We start from the raw sequence: 21,273 nt of genomic DNA, 5'->3' as shown, positions 1-21,273 counted from the left end.
TTCTTTTGCGGACAAAGATAACATAAACTCAGAATAGAGACAAATTCAAGGCTGGTCGATTTAGGTAATCAAATGTAGGTTTAATTTGTTCTCCCTTCTCCGGTCATTTGTGTTTTTCAGTCGTGCTTCACTCGCTTTTCTGTAAGCTCAAGCTCCGTTAAAACACCAAAACTTCCTCCTTTTAGACAGGCAAAGCCTGCCTAACGTCGGCGGACAAATGGTGTTTTTTCACACTCCGCTTTCGCACAGAAAGACGCTCCTTCCCGCAATGACTGAAAAACACAAATGACCTCCGATGCCCGCCAAATCCTCCCCTCGTCGCTTCTTTAAATGTTTTCTCAAAGTTCCTGTGTTTGGAGCCGGAGCCTTGTTTCGGGAAAGAGGTATGGCGGGAGAGAGCGTAATTTTGTCAGGAAGTCGTACTGTTAAAAAACGCAGGGTTGTCCGCCGACGTTAGGCACACGAAGTGTGACTAAAAGGAGGAAGCATCTGCGTTTTAGGGGAGACTGACTATACAAAATAGCGAACGGAGCCTCCAGCTCTTTCCCGAAATAAGGCGGAGGAATACCTGAGAAAAAATAAAAAAGCAAATTAAACCTAGGCTTTTCTGACTTTTTCAGGAAACGATAAGCGTTCCCTTCGTTTCCTGTTGAGCACTTTTAATTTATCCTTTCCTCATTCATTTTCTCCATAAAGGATGACAGCCGTTTGTTTTTTACCGTCCATGAGTATCGTCAAAGGGGCGGTGAAACGAATATGCCGGGCATATTTTAATTCTTCTACTGTTTCTTGTTTTTTTAAAATATCAAAATTGATAAAAGAATCTCCCGAGTCGTAGGGAATAGCAAAATAACCGACTTTCATAGAGGTAACGTTATGGAAAAAATGGGAACCCAATGAAGCATCCAGAGGATAGTCTTTCAATCCTTGTTCGACAATCACCTGAGCTTTGGAAATATCCGACCAGGTAACCGGAATACCGGTCAAAGGATCGCGGGTTCCCCAACGTCCCGGTCCGATCAGCAGGTAATTCCGGTCGAGAGCTGTCATCTTTTGATTTAAGCTTTTAATTTCTTCGGCCATTTCCTCTGTTTTCAAACGATTGAACTTATCCGGATCGATGTAAATGACATCTTGAATATTTTCTATTTTACCGTTTCCCATTCCTTTTGTCGCCCGCATCAACATCCGTTGTGTATCAATAGGCAATTGGTCGATATCCACCCAAAAATCATTTTTTATCAAGGGTTTGATCTGTAATAGATAAAGAGTAGGTATTTGATTCTCGATATTCAATGAAAATTCTATTTCAACCGGAGAACCCATTGCCTGGGAAAAGATGTCGAGTAAAATGTCCAATGTTTTAGGCAAAGGAATCTGATCATATTCCAGAAGTCCTGGGAAATTGACAATCCGGCTGCCCCGGCTATTGAAATCGTATACGATCCGTTCATTCAGAAAATCATATACAGAAGCGCTGTATGTCAAGGTTCCGTCAGCCTCGGCTTCTTTCAAATCGTAAGAAGTAATAGCCGCCTGTTCCCCGTCTTTAGCCAGATCGTAATCCGAGCGCCCTAAGTCGATGGCGTAAAAATATTTCTGAGAATCCCGCATCATATCCTGAATAGAAGCCAGCTGTAAACGGGGATAACGCGGACAGAAACGGTATGTTTTTTCACCTCCCACCACATAGGCCCCTAAACCGACAGCTATGACAGCAAAACCGTCTTCCGGCTTGATATAAGAAAAAGGGTAAAAATTATAGGACTGAGCCACTCCGCTCACATTCGGGTAGTATTTGCCATTATGTTCCTGGCCAACCACTTCCTGAATGATGACAGCCATTTTTTCTTCTTCGATCACATAGTCGATTGCATTAAAATAAGCCCGGGAATCGTCCGTATATATCGAAGCATATACAAGTTTGATAGCGGTCTCTAATTCCTGTAAACGACGTTCCAGATCGGGATGGTTATTGGGAATAAGATAAGTAGCATAAACGCCGGCAAATGGCTGGCTGAGAGAATCTTCAAAAAGCCCGGAAGAGCGGATCGCTAACGGCCTTTTCATGATTTCCAGGTAACTTCTCAATTTCTGTCTCAGTTGGAGGGAAAGACTACCTCTGATAAAAGCATCTTTAACTATCTCATAGTTTTTCTCTGTATATATAGTCTGAATTAAATTGTTGATTTCTATAAAGTTATCATATTCTTCCACTCCGATGATAGCTGTTTTCGGAATGGCAATTTTCAATTCAGGGATTAACTTTCTAAAGGACACATTTTCTATAAAATTGGATAAAAAAGCCATTCCCCTGCCTTTTCCTCCGAAAGATCCTTTGCCCAAACTGACGATATAACGATTACTGTTCACCAGCTGAGGACGGAAATTGATAATCCTGCCCCTGATTTTTTTTAATTCATAGCCTTCAAAAACCTGAAGGATAAATCGACGGATTTCATCTACTGTTTTAAAATCTTCAAACCGGTATCGTCTCAGACGCTTTGCCAGACTGATTTGACCTCTGGCCATAAACCAGGTGGAAATACCGTTGCGAATGGAGTGGTATTTTAAACTTTCATCGGGGATGGTGGTTAATTTATGCTTGAATTCTTCTATAGAACTGGCTTTGTCAATCGGTTTTCCCGAACTATTTTTAAAAATAAAATCTCCGAATCCCAGTTTTTCTTTAATAAAACGAGTAATTTCATGTGATAGGGTTACAGAATTTTTGTTGATAAATTCAGCATTAACCGCCTTGGCCCGTTTGGCATTTTCCACGTCGTGGCTTTGCAACAGGCAGGGAATTTTGTCGTCCGCCTGATGGGTATATTCAATCAGATCGACCCCTGCATCTTCGTCTTCTACGCCATTACGGCTATATTTTACGTCTGAAATAACGCAGAGTAAATTGTCCCGGTATTTGTCGATGATGGCTACACCTTCCTCGAATGTACTCACAAGTATTACTTTGGGGCGTACCCGAATCTTCATGATCAGACTTAGCTCGTCATTTTCCGGTTCATTGCGGATCAGTTCCTGTGTCTGGGTGACGATCTCACTGTACAACAAAGGAAGATAGCGGGAATAATAACGTATGGAATCTTCTACCAACAGAATAACCCGTATATCTCCTAAGCGGGTATCCGTCTCTAAATTCACCTTGTCTTCGATGTATTTGGCCATAGCCAAAAAAATCTTGGTGGAACCGTTCCAGACAAAGATCCGTTCTATACTCTGACTGAGTTGGTCTTCAATGCTGTCGAAATAAGCTAAATCCGCATTGTTATTCACGAGCATCAACTGCGGAATATCTTTGTATTTACTCTTTAGATGCAGACTGATCAATTGAGGTGTTTGTTTGTCCAGACCTGCCATGATAACGATCAGATGAATTTTCCGCTTTGCCAATACGTCCAAGGCTTCTTCTTCACTGGCTACGGAAATAAAGCGGGGAGCTGTATAGAGATTGACCTGCAAATATTCACCGTATACCTTATCTGTAAATTGTCCTTCCCTTTCAATGGTATAAGCATCATAATAATTGGCAATGAGTAGGATTTCTTTTACTTTGAAAGCCATGAGTTCCTGAAAAATATCCCGGTCTGTTTTTTTCCTTTTATAAATACGTTGTAAATCGATTTTTTCCATAGGAAGTTATTTTTCTATTATCCGAATGCTGAAAACGTCTAACAGCAATATTACTAAAAAAAAATGGTTTATAAAACAGCCGTTATCCGTTCTTGGGTTTGGAAAGGGCAGGTCGAAAGGGAAAAGAAACGGATAAAATTTGTAATGTGCCTTATTTTCACAAAATTTTAGTAACTTGCCGCTCCTTTGTCAAGACGTTTAAGACCGAAAGCCTGATTTCAGTCATAAAGAAAAAAAGAATGAAGCAATACATAAATTCAAATAGGAGCAAGGTATACTTTTCTTGTTGGAGTAGGAAAGGTTTTGCTGTATTTGCCGCTTTAGGAAAGAATATATGTATTTCAGTTTTAGCGTTGCATATGTATGGCAGTGTTTTGCTAAAAGCTGCCCGGCGGGGAATTATGGTAAATAGAGATACTTGTGCAGAAGCTGAAGAAAATTGTCCGGTTTGGAAGGAGATAAGGGAAAGGTGTAATCTGGCTTTTGCAGGTGAGGTATGTCCTGATGAAAACAAAAATGATAGAGAAAAGAAATATAAACTGGGGGATATGACGGTGAAACACTGTATATCCCTTTTTTAATGATTAAATATGTTGGTTTCTACATTGCAAAAAAAAGTATTGGAGGGGGGACAATTGACCCGGGAGGAAGCGATAAAGCTAAGTGAATTAACGGATAAGATGGCTTTATATAAAGCAGCGGGTGAGATACGGGATCAGAAATGCGGCCGTCACTTTGACACTTGTTCCATCATTAATGCCCGTTCCGGACGATGTTCGGAAAATTGTAAATGGTGTGCTCAATCTATTGTCTTTAAGACGCATATACAGGAGTACGAATTGATAGACGAACAAACTTGTATAGAACTGGCATTGTCCAATGCAGCTTACGGAGTGGATAAATTTTCCTTTGTGACTAGCGGGCGTGCCCTTTCTGACAGAAACGTCGATAAGATTTGTGAATATGCCCGGAAAATAAAGGAAAAAGCAGATATTCATTTGTGTGCTTCCATGGGATTGTTGAAAAAATCCCAGTTGCAGCGCTTAAAAGAAGCGGGAATACTTCGTTACCATTGTAATCTGGAAACATCTCCCCATTATTTTTCTCAATTGTGTACGACTCATACGACAGCGGATAAAATGGAGACTATACATGCGGCCCGGGAAGTAGGGATGGAAGTATGCTCCGGAGGGATTATCGGAATGGGGGAGCAGATGGAAGATCGGATAGACCTGGCTATTACTTTGAGGGACTTATGTATAAAATCTATTCCGATCAATGTGCTTAACCCTATACCCGGCACTCCTTTAGAGAAGATGCCTCCTTTAAAAGACGAGGAGATATTAACGACGATAGCACTGTTCCGTTTTATCAATCCGACGGCTTTTTTGCGTTTTGCCGGAGGAAGAATGCTGATTCGGCATATAGAAGAAGAAGCCATACAAGCCGGAATCAATGCTGCGATCGTAGGTGATTTGCTGACGACAATCGGTTCGCAGGTAAAAGAAGATATGGTTAAAGTGAAGGCTTTGGGATTTACAACAGATTAATAAAATAATCAATGAAAATAAAAATGGATATAGATAACGTTTTGAAATACGACCGGGAACATATCTGGCATCCCTATACTTCTACGTTAGATCCCTTACCTGTCTATCCGGTGAAAAGGGCTGAAGGAGTTTATATCGAACTGGAAGACGGGCGGCGTTTAATAGACGGAATGTCGTCTTGGTGGTGTGCCGTACACGGTTACAATCATCCGGTTTTAAATGCTGCCATTGAAAAGCAGATCCAGGAAATGTCACATGTTATGTTCGGTGGATTTACACATAGGCCGGCTGTGGAGTTGGCCGAGAAAATACTGTCGGTAGCTCCTGCCGGAATGGACAAAATATTCTTTTGCGATTCGGGTTCTGTTGCTGTGGAAGTGGCGATGAAGATGGCTTTGCAATATTGGTATGCTTCCGGAAACAGAAGTAAAAAACATTTTCTGACGCTGACAAAGGGCTATCACGGAGATACCTGGAACGCTATGTCTGTCTGCGATCCCGTTACCGGGATGCACGGTATTTTTCAGGGTTGTTTACCAATACAATATTTTGTCGAACATCCGGCTTGCCGTTATGGGGAAGAATGCCGGGAAGAAGATATTCGTCCTTTTAAAGAATGTTTGGAAAAGAATCAGCAGGATATTGCGGCGGTGATCTTGGAACCTATTGTACAAGGGGCGGGAGGAATGTGGTTTTATTCAGCTGACTATCTTAGAAAAGTAAGGGAATTATGCAATCGGTATAATGTGCTACTTATTTGTGATGAGATTGCTACCGGTTTTGGACGTACCGGAAGGTTGTGGGGAGTAGAGCATGCCGGTATTTCTCCGGATATTATGTGTATCGGCAAAGCTGTTACGGGAGGATATATGAGTTTCGCAGCTACCATGGCCAGCGAAAAGGTCGCCTCTGGTATTTGTTCAAAAGATCCCTATGTCTTTATGCACGGTCCGACTTTTATGGGGAATCCGTTAGCGTGCGCCGTTGCCCGGGCGTCTGTCGACTTAATATTGAGTTATGACCTGGAAAAAATGATTGGGAAAATAGAGGATCAGTTGAAAACAGAACTGGCTCCGGCTGCAGCGTATGCACAGGTAGAAGAAGTACGCGTACTGGGTGCTATAGGAGTTATACAGATGAAAGAACCCGTTCGGATGGGAGAAGTTCAGGCCGCCTTTGTTCGGGAAGGTGTATGGGTACGACCTTTCGGTAAATTAGTATATATTATGCCTCCTTTCGTTATTTGTCCGGAGGAATTGCAACGGTTGACGACGGCTTTATTGAAGGTCGTCAGGGAAATAAAAGCATAAAGACCGGGATTTGTTTATTATACAAGAAACAAGGTATGAATTTAGAACGTTATACTCATAAATTAGAAAAAATAAAAGAGGCCGGGAATTACCGGAAATTGCGGAATATACAGCATAATGGTTTTTTGATTCACGACGCAGGACGGGAGATGTTGAATCTTTCTTCCAATGACTATCTGGGCTTATCTTCTTATCCGAAGTTATTGGAAGAATTTTACGAACAAACCGATGTGAAAGCCTTGCCTTATAGTGCCGTATCTTCCCGTTTGTTATCCGGGAATCATGAATACTACGGAATGTTGGAAACGGATTTAGCCGATTTGTATGCAAAGGAGGCAGCTTTGGTTTTCACTTCCGGTTACCATGCTAATATTGGTATCTTACCGGCATTGACTTCAAAACGCGATCTGATCATCGCGGATAAGTTAGTACACGCCAGCCTTATTGATGGGATGCGGCTGAGTGAAGCCGAAATGTTGAGATACCACCATTTGGATACGGAACATTTAAGGAGTCTTTTAAAACAACACCGGGAAAAATATGAAAATGTCTTTATCGTTACGGAATCAGTATTCAGTATGGATGGAGACTTGGCAGATTTGCAGGAACTTTGCGAAATCAAGAAAGAATTTGAAGCTTTTTTGTATGTAGATGAAGCCCATGCTGTAGGAGTGAGGGGAACTAATGGGTTGGGATGCAGCGAAGAACAAGCCTGTATAGAAGATATCGATTTTATTGTCGGAACTTTCGGAAAAGCTTTTGCTTCTATGGGAGCTTTTGTGGTCTGTCGGGAATTATTTAAAGCATTTTTGGTGAATACACAAAGAAGTTTGATTTTTACGACGGCATTGCCTCCGATTAATGTTGCCTGGACCCGTTTTGTATTGAATCACATGCCCGACTTCTATGAATTACGGATCAAATTGGCCCATACGGCAGATCAATTGCGAAAAGTATTAGTAGACAACGGCTTTGAGACCAGAGGAAATTCTCATATTGTACCTTTCCTATGTGGTTCAAATGAGAGTAGCGTGGAAATGGCTGAATTACTCCGGGATAATGGATTCTTTGCTCTGCCCGTAAGGTATCCGACCGTACCTAAAAACGAAGCCCGTATTCGCTTTTCGTTAAATGCTGCTATTCCGGCAGAAGATTACGAATGTCTGTTTGAATTTCTCGGATGTCTTGAATAAATGCAGAATTAATTCTCAAAAAGATGCGAATAGAGTGGCTTGTTAAAAATAATACGGACCAGGTAGTTGTTTTTTTTAACGGTTGGGGAATGGACAAACGGACTTTTCCCCGTTTGGAAGGAGAGATGGATAAAATAGTGTGTTGGGATTACCGTACTTTGAATACGGATTCCACGCCTTCTTTTATCGGATATAAAAAAATAAATGTCGTGGCTTGGTCGATGGGAGTCTGGGCTGCTGCCAATATTTTACCGGAATGGGGGATACAGCCCGGGCATCTGGTGGCTTTTAATGGTACGGAGAGACCGGTAGACAACCGTTGGGGAATTCCCTCTCCTGTCTATTTGCTGACGGAAAAGCGTATGAACGAAAAGGGAAGAGAAAAGTTTTTCTCCCGTATGTTTACCTGCCAGAAAGAACAAGAGGAATTTTTTTCTTGTCGGCCGGAACGGGAATTGGCGGGACAGATTCAGGAATTACAGGCCATCCGTACCCAATGTGAAAAGTATCAGCATACCTTGGAATGGGAGAGAGCTTATGTTTCGGAAAAGGACCTTATCTTCCCTGTGGAGAACCAACAGAATTGGTGGGAAAAGAGAGGAGTTCCAACTGAAAGTTTACCGACGGCTCATTATCCTTTTTATTTCTTTCGGACTTGGGAAGATATTTGGAAAAGTAAAGATTGATATAATCAGATGTATAGGTGTTGATTATCAATGAAATGGCAAAATATGCTTATAAAATAATAGGGCGATATGGATAAAACAGAGATAAAATGCCGTTTCCGTCGTAGTGTGGAAAGTTATGAAGAAAATGCCACGGTGCAAAAGCTGATTGCTGAAAGACTTTTTCAGTTACTGGAGAAGTATTCGGAAGAAGTTTTGTTTCGTATTTTGGAAGTGGGATGTGGTACCGGTTTATTTACCCGTAAGCTAAAACGGAAATGTGAAGATTCTATTTTGGTTATCAATGATATTGTAGAGGAGATGTGTTGTAAAACTTCCGCTGTATGTGAAATTGACCGGAATCATTTTTTGGTGGGGGATATTGAATGTATACCTTTGCCCGGTACTTTTGATGCGATTGTTTCCTCTTCTACTTTTCAATGGTTGAATCACCCGAAAGCTGTATTTAAGAAATTTGCTGAACATCTGACAACAGAAGGAATATTGGCATTCAGTACTTTTGGGAAAGAAAATTTGTATGAATTAAAAACAATTACTCATCAGGGACTTGTTTATCCGGACAGGATAGAATGGACGAAACTTTTGGCTGAGGATTTTGACGTTTTGTATACAGAAGAGGCAAAGCATACTCTTTATTTTTCAGATCCGATAGACATTATACGACATATAAAACGTACCGGCGTAAATGCCGTAGGACGAGCCGATGGCTGGACAAAAGGTCGTTTAGACCATTTTTGTGCAGAATACCGTTTGTTGTTTTCTTCTTCCCGGGGGCTTCCCCTGACCTATCACCCGATGTATTTCGTATGCCGTAAAAAGAAGGGTTGTCGTCCAGACTGATAAAAATTCCGGAAATTACACCAGAGGAATATCTTCTGTCGAAGTCTGGATGAACGAACCTTCGGTTCTGAGTTCGTTCATCAGAGAAACAGGGAGCTGTTCCTAGCCGGAAATATCCTTCTCTATCTTTCCGGCTTAATATTACGATGTCTTTTATTTTTTCCGGAACAGACGGACTATTTCTCCCATCCAGAGGACTACAGATGTCAGACCGATAATTATTCCCCAGTCTTTCAAAGAAAGGGGCACAGTACGGAATACATCTCCTCCGAATTCCACTATCAGAAACTGACCAACGGGAATGAGACCCATGACAATTAGAAATCCTGTACTTTTCGAAAGACCTTTAAATGCAGAACTACCAGAAATAAAAGCCTTGGCATTGAACATATTCCAGAATTGCAACAGGACAAAAGTGGTGAAAAATACCGATAAATTATAGCGGGAAATTACCCCCTCTTCGTTGGTAAAATAGTACATTAATCCCAGTAAAATGATCGTAAAGGAAATACCGATACCAATGATACGGTTGCGCATAGGTTTGGTGATGATGAAATCTGTGGATTTCCGGGGTTTCTCCTCCATTACATTCGGATTGGGAGGAAGGGAAGCCAAAGCTGCTGCAGCAAAAGTATCGATAATCATATTTACCCATAGCATTTGGGTTACAGTCAAGGGCAGTTCCTGTCCGAAAATAGAGCCCAGCAGTACGATCAGGAGAGCCGAGAGGTTGATGGTCAGTTGGAAGAGGATAAAGCGTTGTATATTGTGGTAGAGGGAACGTCCCCACATGACGGCAGTTGCGATGCTGTTGAAAGAATCGTCCAGAAGTGTAATATCACTGGCTTCTTTTGCAACGGAAGTTCCGGTTCCCATCGATAATCCTACATCGGCATGATTTAAAGCCGGAGCATCATTCGTCCCGTCTCCCGTTACGGCCACAACAGCTCCTGATTGTTTTAAAAGTTCTACTAAACGTTGTTTATCTGTAGGACGGGCCCGGCACATAATCTTCAATTTTAAAACGCGCTGGGCGGCTTCCGGATCGGGCAGTTTTTCGAAATCTACTCCCGTGATGATTTGTTCTGCGGTATCTCCTTCTTTCCAGATTCCGATTTGCCTTCCGATTTCCCGGGCAGTAGCCGGTGTATCGCCTGTCACAATTTTTACATCGATCCCTGCATTCAGACATCTTTGTACTGCCGCAGGAACGTCTGGCCGGACAGGGTCTGAAATAGCGACTATCCCCAGAAAGATAAGGTCGCTTTTTGCAAATTTTTCAATACAATCCCCTCCTTTACAATTTATTGTTTTATAGGCAAAACCTAAAGTACGCCTAGCCTGATTTTGATAGGCGAGGAGTTGTTTTTCCACCTCTTCTCCATATTCTGCTACCGGCTTTAAACCTTCCGCAGTGAGTACGCGGCTACATTTAGAAAATACAATTTCGGGAGCTCCCTTTATATAGAGGAGCTGTTCTCCTTGTGAAGCTTTCACGATTGTAGCCATATATTTCCGTTCCGTGGAAAACGTAAGCTGTTCGACAACTGAAGCATTTTCCCTGTAATCTATATAATTCACCCCTTGGGAGTGCAGCCACAAAAGCAGTGCTGCTTCTGTAGGATTTCCTAACGTCTTGATTTTTTCCGGGTCTGTATAATCCAGAAAGGCCGTAGAGTTCACAGAAATACCCTCTTTTATCAATTGGCTGGTTTGATCCTCTCCCAACTTCTGGTTTGCAAGAGCATAGAAGTTGGTTTGGTATACCTGCATTTGATTTTGTGTCAGCGTACCGGTCTTGTCTGTACAGATAACAGTAGTAGCCCCCATGGTCTCACAAGCATGCATCTTCCGGACTAAATTATTTGTCTTCAGCATTTTTCTCATACTCAATGCCAAACTTAAGGTGACACTCATCGGCAGGCCTTCCGGTACAGAAACGACAATCAAGGTAACGGCCACCATAAAATATTTTAATATTCTGCCGGCAGTATCCAAAGTGAAAAGATTTTCGGAAGTAAATACACCTTCAATGATATCTTTTCCTAATAAACCAAAGAAAGTAAGCCCTGCAACAATAAACCCGACAATACTGATAAAATGTGCCAGACGCTCTAATTGTTTACTGAGCGGGGTTTTATCATCGGTGATTTCTGTAGACTTTTCCGCTACTTTTCCGAATTCCGTAGCGTCACCTACTGTTTTTACTTCGTAAATACAATGCCCGTTGACAATTGTAGTTCCCCGCAGAATTCGGTTGGAAGGATAGGTCGCCTCCACATCGTATTCCTCGGGATGGGTCGTTTTATCAATCACCGGTTCTCCGGTTAGAGTCGATTCGTTTACCTGAAGAGAAACGGCTTCCAGTAAATCCCCGTCTGCTGGAACTTCTTCACCTGTCTCCAACACAACGATATCTCCGACAACGATATCTTTTTTGGGAACTTCCTGAATATTACCATCCCGGATGACTTTAACCAGAATATCATCATTGACCTGATTGAGCAGTTTGAATTTTTTATTGGCATCCATTTCAAACCAAAACCCTACACCAGTAGCTAATAGAATAGCCGCAATAATTCCGATGGTCTCCGCATACTCATTGTGAAGGATGGATATAATTAAGGAAAGAGCTGCTGCAACCAACAAGATCCGGATAATAGGATCTTTAAATTTTTCCAAAAATAATTTCCACAAAGGAACTTGGGTAGGAGGGGTCAAAAGATTGACTCCGTGTTTTTCACGGCTTTCTTTTACCTGTTGCTTTGATAAACCAGCGTAATGTTTATTTTCCATCGTCTTCAAGTGTACTTTTTATAACCCTCCAAAATTAATTAAATTGGAGATTATTCCTTATACGTATTGAAATTTTTCTTAAATGTTTGTTAATAAAATATGTAAAAGAAAGATATTATATGTTTCTATAATAATAAGGGGGAGAGTGTCTGAAAATTCCTTTTAGGACACCCTTCCCCCTTGAATTATTAATTTTTCCTCTAAAAACGAAGTTTAAATTTTAGAATGGACAATCTGTAAAATTTCTGCTTCCAATTGTCCGGCTTTTTCGACGACATTTTCCCCTTCCCGGATTATTTTTTCTGCGTATGCTTTATCGTCTAAGCCGGATGCATTAATTTTTACATTCAGGAATGCTCCCACTACGCCGGCCCGGGCAGCCAAGGCTCCCACACCAGCATCTGTAACAGAATTCGGATTTCCGATTTCAGCCATAGCTTTGGCTACAGACATACATTCGTAACAAAGTTGCATTGTCTTGAAGGGTACTTCTGTGGCAAAGCGGGTCGCTTCCTGTACAGCCTGTTTCCGGATCGCTTTTTCTTCCTCTGTTTTTTTAGGCAGACTGAAAGCATCCATTATTTTATTGAAAGCATTGGTATCTTCATCCACCAATTTCATCAATTGTATTTGGAAAGCTTTTCCTTTTTCAGCCCAGTCACTGAATTCTTCCCAACGTTCATCCCAACCCCGTTTGTGGGAAGAAAGGTTCGCTACCATGGTACCCAAGGCAGCTCCCAAAGCTCCCATATAAGCAGAGATGGATCCGCCTCCGGGAGCCGGCGATTCCGAAGCCGTTTCATCAGCAAAATCCGTCAGCGTCCTGTCGATTAACTTTTTTTGTCCCTTGTTCGCTTCTTCTTCCAATATGTATTCAATAATTTTTTTCTGTGGGTCAAAAGGATAAAGCTCGTCCAAACCTAATGACTTGACGGCAATTTTTATCAGTTCTTTATCCGATACGCCAGTAGAACGTTGTTGTTTCCGTAAAAAATAACGTCCGGCGTCCAACATGGCTTGCAAGGGAATGACCCCGACCAATTCGGAGCCGGTTACCCGGATCCCCCGGTCGGCAGCTTTCCGGCAAACTTCATCGAAAGCTTCATGCACAGAAGTGACTGAAATATCTGTCAGGTTCATGGAAATTTGTGCGATACCATATTCCTCAATATACCAACCGATAGCCTTGACCGATTTAAGAGTTCCCGGAATCATGACGTTCTTCCCATTTTCATCTTTGACAGGTTTTCCGGTAATCGGATTTCCTTCCCGTTTTACCCGTCCTCTTTCTCTGACGTCAAAAGCAATGGCGTTGGCACGCCGGGTAGAAGTCGTGTTGAGATTTACATTATAAGCCACCAGAAAATTCCGGGCTCCTACAGCTGTAGCTCCTGTCTTAGCCGTATGGGCATTTAATTCCCGCGGTCCGAAATCGGGATGCCATTGTTCACTTCCCAAGCGTTCTCCCAAGGCTTCATATTCCCCAGCCCGGCAAACAGCCAGATTTTTCCTTTCCGGAGTAAAAGCAGCAAACTCGTAGCAATAAACCGGGATCTGCAATTCTTTCCCTATGCGTTCGGCTAATTTTCTGGCATAGTCTACCGTTTCTTCCATCGTGATATTGGAAACCGGAATTAAAGGACATACATCGGTAGCTCCAAAACGGGGATGAGCCCCTTTATGCTTTGTCATATCTATGAGTTCCGCAGCCTTTTTTACAGCCCGGAATGCAGCTTCACAGACCGCTTCCGGTTCCCCCACCATAGTCACTACTGTGCGGTTCGTGGCTTTACCCGGATCGACATCGATAACACTAATACCTTCTACCGTTTTCATCGCTGCGGTAATCTGGTTGATAATATTCATGTCGTTTCCTTCACTGAAATTAGGAACACATTCAATAAGTTGTTTTTTCATATCTTTTATTTTAAAAGTAGTTGTTCCACCTTTTTATCTAGTTTTATAAATATTTGGATGAAAAAGTCTGCCTTTCGTTTTTATATCTGATTTCAGGAACACTTTTCATCTTTCTTTTCCGGCTATTTGCGAAGGAGCATCTTCGGTTAAAACTTTACATTTGTTCCCCTTTCAAAAAAACGGCATCAATCAAATGGCTGCCGTAAGCATAGGGAAGATACTCTATGCCCGGAACAGGAGTGGTAATGTAAAAATTAGCCCATTTACCTACCGCAATACTCCCGGCTTCTTCTTCGACTCCCATGGCGTAAGCCGAATTGAGAGTCGTTGCATGAATGACTTCTTCCGGTAACATTTTGTAATTGATGCATCCCAAAGACATGACGAATTTCATATTGCCGGAAGGAGAGGAGCCCGGATTATAATCGGAAGCCAAAGCTACCGGTAAACCGGCATTGATCATCCGGCGCACAGGAGAATAGGGCATATTCAGAAAAAAAGCTGCTCCCGGTAAGACGGTTGGCATCGTCTCACTTGATAAAAGACAATCAATCTCTTCTTCTCCGACATATTCCAAATGATCTACAGAAATGGCATTGTATTTTACACCGACTTGTACACCACCCGAGTAATCCAATTCATTGGCATGTATCTTCGCACGCATTCCGTATTTCATCCCTGCATTTAATATGCGATCGGTATCTTCTACAGTGAAAAAGCCTTTGTCACAGAATACGTCTATATAGTCCGCTAAATCTTCAGCCGCTACAGCAGGAATCATTTCGTTGATAATCAGATTTACATATCCTGTTTGATCGTGTTTATAAGCAGCCGGTAGGGCGTGGGCTCCTAAAAAGGTGGATTTAATCAGTAAGGGTGTACTTTCTTTCAGCCGGCGGATTACCCTTAACATCTTCAGTTCGCTCTCGGTATCCAAACCATACCCGCTTTTAATTTCCACGGCTCCGGTCCCGTACATGGCTATCTCTTCCAGCCGTATTAAAGCCGAATCGTATAATTCCTGTTCACTCGTTTCCCGGATTCTTTGTGCTGAATTCAGGATGCCGCCTCCTCTGCGGGCAATTTCTTCATAAGACAATCCCTTGATTTTATCGATATATTCAATTTCCCGGCTACCGGCATACACCAAATGCGTGTGAGAATCACAGAAAGAAGGTAATATCAAACGTCCCGTCGCATCGATTTCTTTTAAAATTCCACTTTCTTTTTCGATTTCTTCGCGATCGAGTTCTTCCATAGGACCGAAAGCTGCGATCTTTTCCCCCTCCACCAACAAATAAGCATGACTTATTGTTTCCAGCTGAGCCATATCTTTTCCGGCAACCCATTTACGAGGTGTTTTTTCGGTCTGTACCAGTTGTTTTATATTTGTTATCAATGTTTTCATAAGTATGATTTATTTTTAATGAAGGCACTAAAATAGGAAAAAAGCCCGATATTTAAAACGTTTGTATAAAAACCTTTTTCTCTCTTACGATAGAGGAGAAAGGTATACAATATACTTACTGTTAATTAAATACTTGCAGTCGGTTTGCATCCAAACGTAAAAAGATAAAGATCAAAATAGTAAAAGCCCATAAGGAAGAGCCTCCGTAACTAAAGAAAGGGAGAGGGATTCCAATGACCGGTGCGATTCCAATTGTCATACCTACATTGATAGCAACATGAAAAAAGAGGATAGAGGCCACGGCATATCCATAAATCCGGGAAAAATCAGAACGTTGCCGTTCGGAGAGATAGATAAGTCTGAGAATAAATATTAAAAACAAGGCCATGACGAAGGTCGTTCCGACGAATCCCCATTCTTCCCCGACAGTACAAAAGATAAAATCGGTACTTTGTTCCGGAACAAAATTGAATTTCGTCTGGGTGCCCTGCAAGTATCCCTTGCCTAAAAATCCTCCGGAACCGATTGCTATTTTAGATTGATTTACGTTGTATCCTGCTCCGGTTAAATCGGTCTCTATTCCCAGTAAATTATTGATACGGTCTTTTTGATGAGGTTGAAGGCGGTCGAAAGCGTAGCTTACAGAAACTGTTGCTCCTATACAAAGCCAGGAAGCCAGAAGAACGAACATAATCCGTTTCATTTTCCGCTTGTAAATAAAATATACACCTATTAGGCAGGTGAGCATATAAGTATATAATAATAATTGATAAAGGGAAACCGATCCTTGCAATACCCAGCAGATTCCCCATGATAAAAAGAAACACCCTGTCATAAAAAGCAATACTTTGTACCATTCCCCTTTTCCCTGGCGGTAATACCAGAAGGCTATCAAACTGGCCAGAATAATAATAAGCAGGACGGTAAAGGGACTGTACAACAAAGTGAGGATAAAAAGGGCTACTGTAACAAAGCAGAGCAACAGTATGGATCCGTGCAGGCCTTCCCGGTACATGACCAGAATAAAAGAACTGTATACCAAAGCGGACCCGGTATCGTTTTGTAAAATGATCAGAGCTGCGGGAATAAATAACAGGATTCCCAATTGTAGCAAACTGGAGAACCGCATGATCTTAAATCCGTGCCGGCTCATGACATTAGCTACCGCTAAAGCCGTGGCAAACTTAGCAAATTCTGCCGGCTGTATCCGGATTCCTCCCAATTCAAACCAGGAACGGGCCCCGTTCACTTCCCGCCCGAAAACCAGTACGGCTGCCAACAGACAAATCATTAAACCGTATATGACAAAAGAAAAAGCTGTAAAAAATTTACTGTCAGTCAATAAAATCAAAAAGCCGATTAAAAAAGAGGCTCCAATCCAAAGAAGTTGTTTCCCGTATTTTTGGGTCATGTCCAGGATATTACTATGGGTGTCGTCGTATACAGCCGCATAAATATTCAGCCATCCCATAAAGATCAATAGGGTATAGAGAAAAATAGATACCCAGTCGATATTTTTTAAAAGGTTAGATTGTCTGTTCATGCCGTTGGTGTATTAATCGCCTATATTTTCTTCGTTCTCCGCATTCTTCAGTTGTTTGCTGACAGGGAGTAAATTCGCATTCATCATCCGCTGTTCCAAATCTTTCTTACGGGGAGAAATTTTCCCTGTCAGGTATTTTTCCATAATCAACCCTGCAATAGGAGCAGCATAGGTGGCTCCCCAAATACCGTTTTCTACGTATACTGCAATGGCTATTTTCGGATTTTCTTTGGGAGCAAAAGCCATAAATACGGAATGATCTGCTCCGTGAGGATTTTGTACCGTACCCGTTTTCCCGCAGACAATAATAGAATCGATAGAAGCGCTACGTGCCGTTCCTCCACCTGCAGCCATTTGCATTCCATCAATGACTATTTCAAAGTTTTTCCGGTCGATGGGAACGATGTGTTTTTCTACATAGTTGCTGACCTGTTCGGAAGGACGTACAATATGAGGTGTCATATAATAACCACGATTGGCAATACAAGCAGCAATATTGGCGATTTGTAAAGGAGTGATCAGCAGTTCTCCTTGTCCGATAGATAAGGACATGATATACATCCAGTGCCAGTTTTTGGTTTTGTGTACCTTGTCATAATACTCCTGACTGGGTATGGAGCCGCTCAGCTCATTCCGGAAATCCGGACATATCTTTTGCCCCAGGCCAAAGGACATCACGTATTTTCTCCAGTTTCCGTATGCTTCCCTGACATTCGGATATTTGGAATTTTCCAAAATACGTCTCCATACATTTACATAGTACGGATTACAGGAATGTTGTATGGAAGCCTTCAAATCGAGGGGAGAAGCATGGTTATGACATCCCATACGCAGGCCGTTGAAAAAATAACCTCCGTGACATTCAAACCGGGATTCGGGAGTGATAACCCCTTCCTGCAAACCAATCAAGGCTTGAATTGTTTTAAAAGTAGAGCCGGGAGGGTAAGAAGCCATGACGGTACGATCGAATAAAGGGGTATTCTCATCGGCTTGCAGCTTCCGGTAATTCATACCCCGTTCAAGACCGACCAATAACTGAGGATCGTAACCGGGACTGGAGACTTTTAATAATATCTCTCCTGTTGAGGGTTCGATGGCAACAATACCCCCCTTTTTATTTCTCATCAACTGATAAGCATATTCCTGCAATTTGATGTCCAGTGTTGTTGTGATATTTCCTCCGACAATAGCCGGGACATCGTAATCGCCGTTGTGATAAGAGCCTTTTACACGATTGTAATTGTCGACCAACAGAATTCTCTTTCCCTTGGTACCCCTTAATACCGTTTCATAACTTTTTTCCAAACCGTTGATACCGATATAATCCCCTAAAGCGTAATTGCTATCCCGTTCAATCTGGGCCGGACTTACTTCTCCGATATAACCGAATACGTCGGCAGAATGAGCTACATTGTATTTCCGTAATGTTCGGGTCTGCATAAAGAAACCCGGATACTTGTATAATTTTTCCTGTAAGCGGGCGTATTTACTGTCTGTAATCTGAGAAATCAGAATAGAAGCTTTGAAATTGGAATAGTGTTTACATTTATGAATATTCTTTTCCAGCGTCTCTTTCGAAATACCTAGAATCGATATCAGCTCCAAGGTATCGAATACTTTTACCTGACGCGGAATAATCATTAAATCGTAAGCCGCCTGATTGTATACCAATAATTCCTGATTCCGGTCGTAGATCAATCCCCGGGCCGGATATTGAGTCTCCGTCCGCTGGGCATTATTGATCGCAGACAGCTTATACGATTCATCTATTACCTGTAAATTAAACAGCTGTACGATACATATTCCGAATACACCGATAATAATACCCGAAATGATCGTTTTTCTATGAGTAAATTTATTCATGGCTCTCTGAAACCTTTAAAAATCCCGCTGCATTCCATCCTTCCGATTATTCCTGTTTCTTCTTGATCGCAATGAAATAATAGAGGAGAATAAAAACATAAGAAACGATACTACTACACAAAATACGCATAAAGGTAATATTTATATTGGCAAATGTAAAAGCTTCTGCCAGAATTAATACCACATTGTATGCCAATACAGAAAAAGAGGTGTATTTTAAAAACCAGCCCAGATTTCTCATCTTGTGGGTTCCTTCCATTTCGTCAACCGGTTCCCGGTTAAAAGTAAGTTGTAATAAGCGGGGACGGATATAAGCCAAAAAAGTAGTAGCTGCAGCATGAATCCCCATTGTATTATTGGCTAAATCCACAATCAAACCGAATAGAAAGGCCAGAAACAACACTGTCAGTTTCTTCATTCCATAAGGTAAAACCAGAATAGCTAAAATATAAATATTAATATAGACATAGGAGTGTAGCTGAATGTTATCCAGAATAGTCAGCTGGATAATAAATAAACACACTACATGAATCCAATATTTAGCACCATTCATCGCATATAAATTTATCCGACCTATTTTTCTTCATAAGTATGGGCCTCTAGTTTTCTCTTTTCTTCTTTTTCCCTGTTTTCAATCACATAGACATCTGATATCTTTTTAAAATCAGTTGCCAATTTTACTTTGATAGATAAAAAGTTAGCAGTCTCCTTGTCAACTGATTCTACAAATCCAATCAATTCCCCTTCCGGAAAAATAGAAGAGAACCCGGATGTCACAATTGTATCTCCTTTTTGTACATCCACATGAAAGGGAATATCATTCAGGTAAGAATAGCGATAGTTGTTTCCGTCCCATTGGAAAGAGCCGTAATATCCATTTTTTTTCACTTTGGCAGAAACCCTTAGGTTGACATTGATTAAAGGGAGTATAACGGCATAATGATTACTGATATTTTGAATGATACCGACCACTCCATCTGCAGAAATAACGGCCATTTCCTTTCTTATCCCATCTGCGAATCCTTTATCTATCGTAATATAATTTTTAGTTTTATTGAAATTGGAATTGATGGTTTTGGCTTTCCGAAAGATATACATGCCGGCCACCTTCGTAGAATCGAGTAAATCCGGAGAGACATTCGCTTTCAGTTGCTCGATTCTGTTTCTCAAAACTGTATTTTCCTCCAGTAACTTTTGGTTGACAGCATTCAAACGAAAATAACTTTGAATATCTGTGAGATAAGAGGAAATATAACAGAAGAGAGAAGATGTTTGCCGGGAAAATATGGTTTTCTGATAGTTATTGTGTTGCACGATCAAAGAGAACGCCACAAATTCCAATAATATAAAAATTATAGTAAAATGATACTTTAATATAAGTTTTATAATATTCTTCACGGTTTTAATGTCTTGTAACGGCTGTTGAAAAGTCCGGGTGAACCAGCGATCCGTCTTTTCAGCAGTCGTTTACAGATTAGTGATTGGATCTAGCGGATCAGGAAGGAGAATTTGTCCACATTCTTCAGAGCGATACCGGTTCCTCTTGCCACCGCACGTAAAGGATCTTCCGCAATATGGAAGGGTATATTCAATTTATCGGACAAACGCTTGTCTAATCCCCGTAGTAATGCTCCGCCTCCGGCCAGATAAATACCTTTATTGACAATATCGGCATACAGTTCTGGGGGAGTTTGTTCCAGAGCGCCTAAAATAGCGATTTCGATTTTGGAAATTGATTTTTCCAGACAATGGGCTATTTCCTGATAGGAAACAGGAACTTCAACCGGGAGAGAAGTCATCTGGTTCGGACCTTGTACGATAAAATCGGCCGGTGGTTCATCTAATTCTGAAAGCGCTGATCCCACATGAATTTTGATTTCTTCTGCCGTCCTTTCTCCGATTTTTATATTGTGCTGATGACGCATATATTCCTGGATATCGTCCGTCAGATCATCTCCTGCAATACGGATGGATTTATTGGTAACAATTCCTCCCAAGGAAATGACAGCAATCTCTGTAGTACCTCCTCCTATATCTACAATCATGTTTCCTTCCGGTGCTTCCACATCCAAGCCGATTCCCAAAGCGGCGGCCATCGGTTCGTAAATCATATAAACATCGCGGCCTCCGGCATGTTCCGAAGAATCCCGTACAGCACGTACTTCAACTTCCGTACTTCCCGAAGGAATACAGATGACAATCCGTAAAGAAGGTGAAAAAAATTTGTTATTGATATTAGCCATTTTTATCATCCCGCGAATCATTTGTTCCGCTGCATTGAAGTCGGCGATAACCCCGTCCCGTAAAGGCCGTATTGTCTTGATATTATCGTGTGTTTTTCCTTGCATTTGCCGGGCTTTTTCCCCAATGGCAATTACTTTTTCTGTCCGCCGGTCAATGGCTACGATAGAAGGTTCATTGACAACCATCTTATCGTTATTTATAATGATGGTGTTGGCCGTACCCAGGTCAACAGCTATATCTTGTGATAAAAAAGAAAATAATCCCATGTCTTT

At 41.5% G+C, this 21,273-nt stretch carries 15 protein-coding genes; 6 read left to right on the top strand and 9 right to left on the bottom strand.

Annotated features, from left to right (window positions below):
• Positions 1-675 precede the first annotated feature (675 nt).
• The gene (locus tag HMPREF9449_RS04855; RefSeq protein WP_009136124.1) at positions 676-3,651 is read right to left on the bottom strand and encodes a PEP/pyruvate-binding domain-containing protein; all 2,976 of its coding nucleotides are present in this window, start codon (positions 3,649-3,651) and stop codon (positions 676-678) included.
• 239 nt (positions 3,652-3,890) lie between these two features.
• On the opposite strand from HMPREF9449_RS04855, the gene HMPREF9449_RS04850 reads away from it, so the two are divergent.
• The 6 genes from HMPREF9449_RS04850 to bioC all read left to right on the top strand — a co-directional run bounded on the left by HMPREF9449_RS04850 (position 3,891) and on the right by bioC (position 9,230).
• A complete protein-coding gene (locus HMPREF9449_RS04850) occupies positions 3,891-4,232 on the top strand; it encodes a hypothetical protein (RefSeq protein WP_009136123.1) in 342 nt (113 codons plus the stop codon).
• A 9-nt stretch (positions 4,233-4,241) separates the two neighbouring features.
• Positions 4,242-5,201, top strand: coding sequence for a biotin synthase BioB (bioB, locus tag HMPREF9449_RS04845; protein ID WP_009136122.1), 960 nt, complete (start codon positions 4,242-4,244; stop codon positions 5,199-5,201).
• A 23-nt stretch (positions 5,202-5,224) separates the two neighbouring features.
• Complete coding sequence (gene bioA, locus HMPREF9449_RS04840; RefSeq protein WP_040611638.1) at positions 5,225-6,511, top strand: adenosylmethionine--8-amino-7-oxononanoate transaminase; 1,287 nt, start codon at positions 5,225-5,227, stop codon at positions 6,509-6,511.
• Between the two features lie 35 nt (positions 6,512-6,546).
• Complete coding sequence (locus HMPREF9449_RS04835; RefSeq protein ID WP_009136120.1) at positions 6,547-7,704, top strand: aminotransferase class I/II-fold pyridoxal phosphate-dependent enzyme; 1,158 nt, start codon at positions 6,547-6,549, stop codon at positions 7,702-7,704.
• 23 nt (positions 7,705-7,727) lie between these two features.
• Positions 7,728-8,390 (top strand): pimeloyl-ACP methyl esterase BioG family protein, encoded by a 663-nt coding sequence (locus HMPREF9449_RS04830; RefSeq protein WP_009136119.1) that lies wholly within the window; start codon positions 7,728-7,730, stop codon positions 8,388-8,390.
• A gap of 69 nt (positions 8,391-8,459) precedes the next feature.
• Positions 8,460-9,230 carry a malonyl-ACP O-methyltransferase BioC gene (gene bioC / locus HMPREF9449_RS04825; RefSeq protein WP_009136118.1) on the top strand — a complete coding sequence of 257 codons (771 nt, stop codon included), beginning with the start codon at positions 8,460-8,462 and terminating at the stop codon, positions 9,228-9,230.
• A gap of 153 nt (positions 9,231-9,383) precedes the next feature.
• Here bioC and HMPREF9449_RS04820 read toward each other — a convergent pair whose 3' ends face one another.
• The 8 genes from HMPREF9449_RS04820 to HMPREF9449_RS04785 form a co-directional block, all read right to left on the bottom strand.
• Positions 9,384-12,026, bottom strand: a complete 2,643-nt coding sequence (locus tag HMPREF9449_RS04820; RefSeq protein WP_009136117.1) for a calcium-translocating P-type ATPase, PMCA-type — start codon at positions 12,024-12,026, stop codon at positions 9,384-9,386.
• Positions 12,027-12,239: 213 nt separating this feature from the next.
• A complete protein-coding gene (gene ftcD / locus HMPREF9449_RS04815; protein WP_009136116.1) occupies positions 12,240-13,943 on the bottom strand; it encodes a glutamate formimidoyltransferase in 1,704 nt (567 codons plus the stop codon).
• A gap of 154 nt (positions 13,944-14,097) precedes the next feature.
• Entirely contained in the window at positions 14,098-15,351 is a 1,254-nt protein-coding gene (hutI, locus tag HMPREF9449_RS04810) for an imidazolonepropionase (RefSeq protein ID WP_009136115.1), read from the bottom strand.
• A 121-nt stretch (positions 15,352-15,472) separates the two neighbouring features.
• Positions 15,473-16,894, bottom strand: a complete 1,422-nt coding sequence (rodA, locus tag HMPREF9449_RS04805; RefSeq protein WP_009136114.1) for a rod shape-determining protein RodA — start codon at positions 16,892-16,894, stop codon at positions 15,473-15,475.
• A 12-nt stretch (positions 16,895-16,906) separates the two neighbouring features.
• Positions 16,907-18,757: a penicillin-binding protein 2 gene (mrdA, locus tag HMPREF9449_RS04800; protein WP_009136113.1), complete on the bottom strand. Its 1,851-nt coding sequence runs from the start codon at positions 18,755-18,757 to the stop codon at positions 16,907-16,909.
• 46 nt (positions 18,758-18,803) lie between these two features.
• Complete coding sequence (locus tag HMPREF9449_RS04795; RefSeq protein ID WP_009136112.1) at positions 18,804-19,310, bottom strand: hypothetical protein; 507 nt, start codon at positions 19,308-19,310, stop codon at positions 18,804-18,806.
• 20 nt (positions 19,311-19,330) lie between these two features.
• Positions 19,331-20,155, bottom strand: coding sequence for a rod shape-determining protein MreC (mreC, locus tag HMPREF9449_RS04790; RefSeq protein ID WP_071987181.1), 825 nt, complete (start codon positions 20,153-20,155; stop codon positions 19,331-19,333).
• 89 nt (positions 20,156-20,244) lie between these two features.
• Positions 20,245-21,267, bottom strand: a complete 1,023-nt coding sequence (locus HMPREF9449_RS04785) for a rod shape-determining protein (protein ID WP_009136110.1) — start codon at positions 21,265-21,267, stop codon at positions 20,245-20,247.
• Positions 21,268-21,273: the final 6 nt, after the last annotated feature.

Source organism: Odoribacter laneus YIT 12061 (assembly GCF_000243215.1).
Classification (GTDB): Bacteria; Bacteroidota; Bacteroidia; order Bacteroidales; family Marinifilaceae; genus Culturomica; species Culturomica lanea.
Note: the sequence above shows the minus strand (reverse complement) of the source record. Positions and strands in the feature narration are given on the sequence as shown.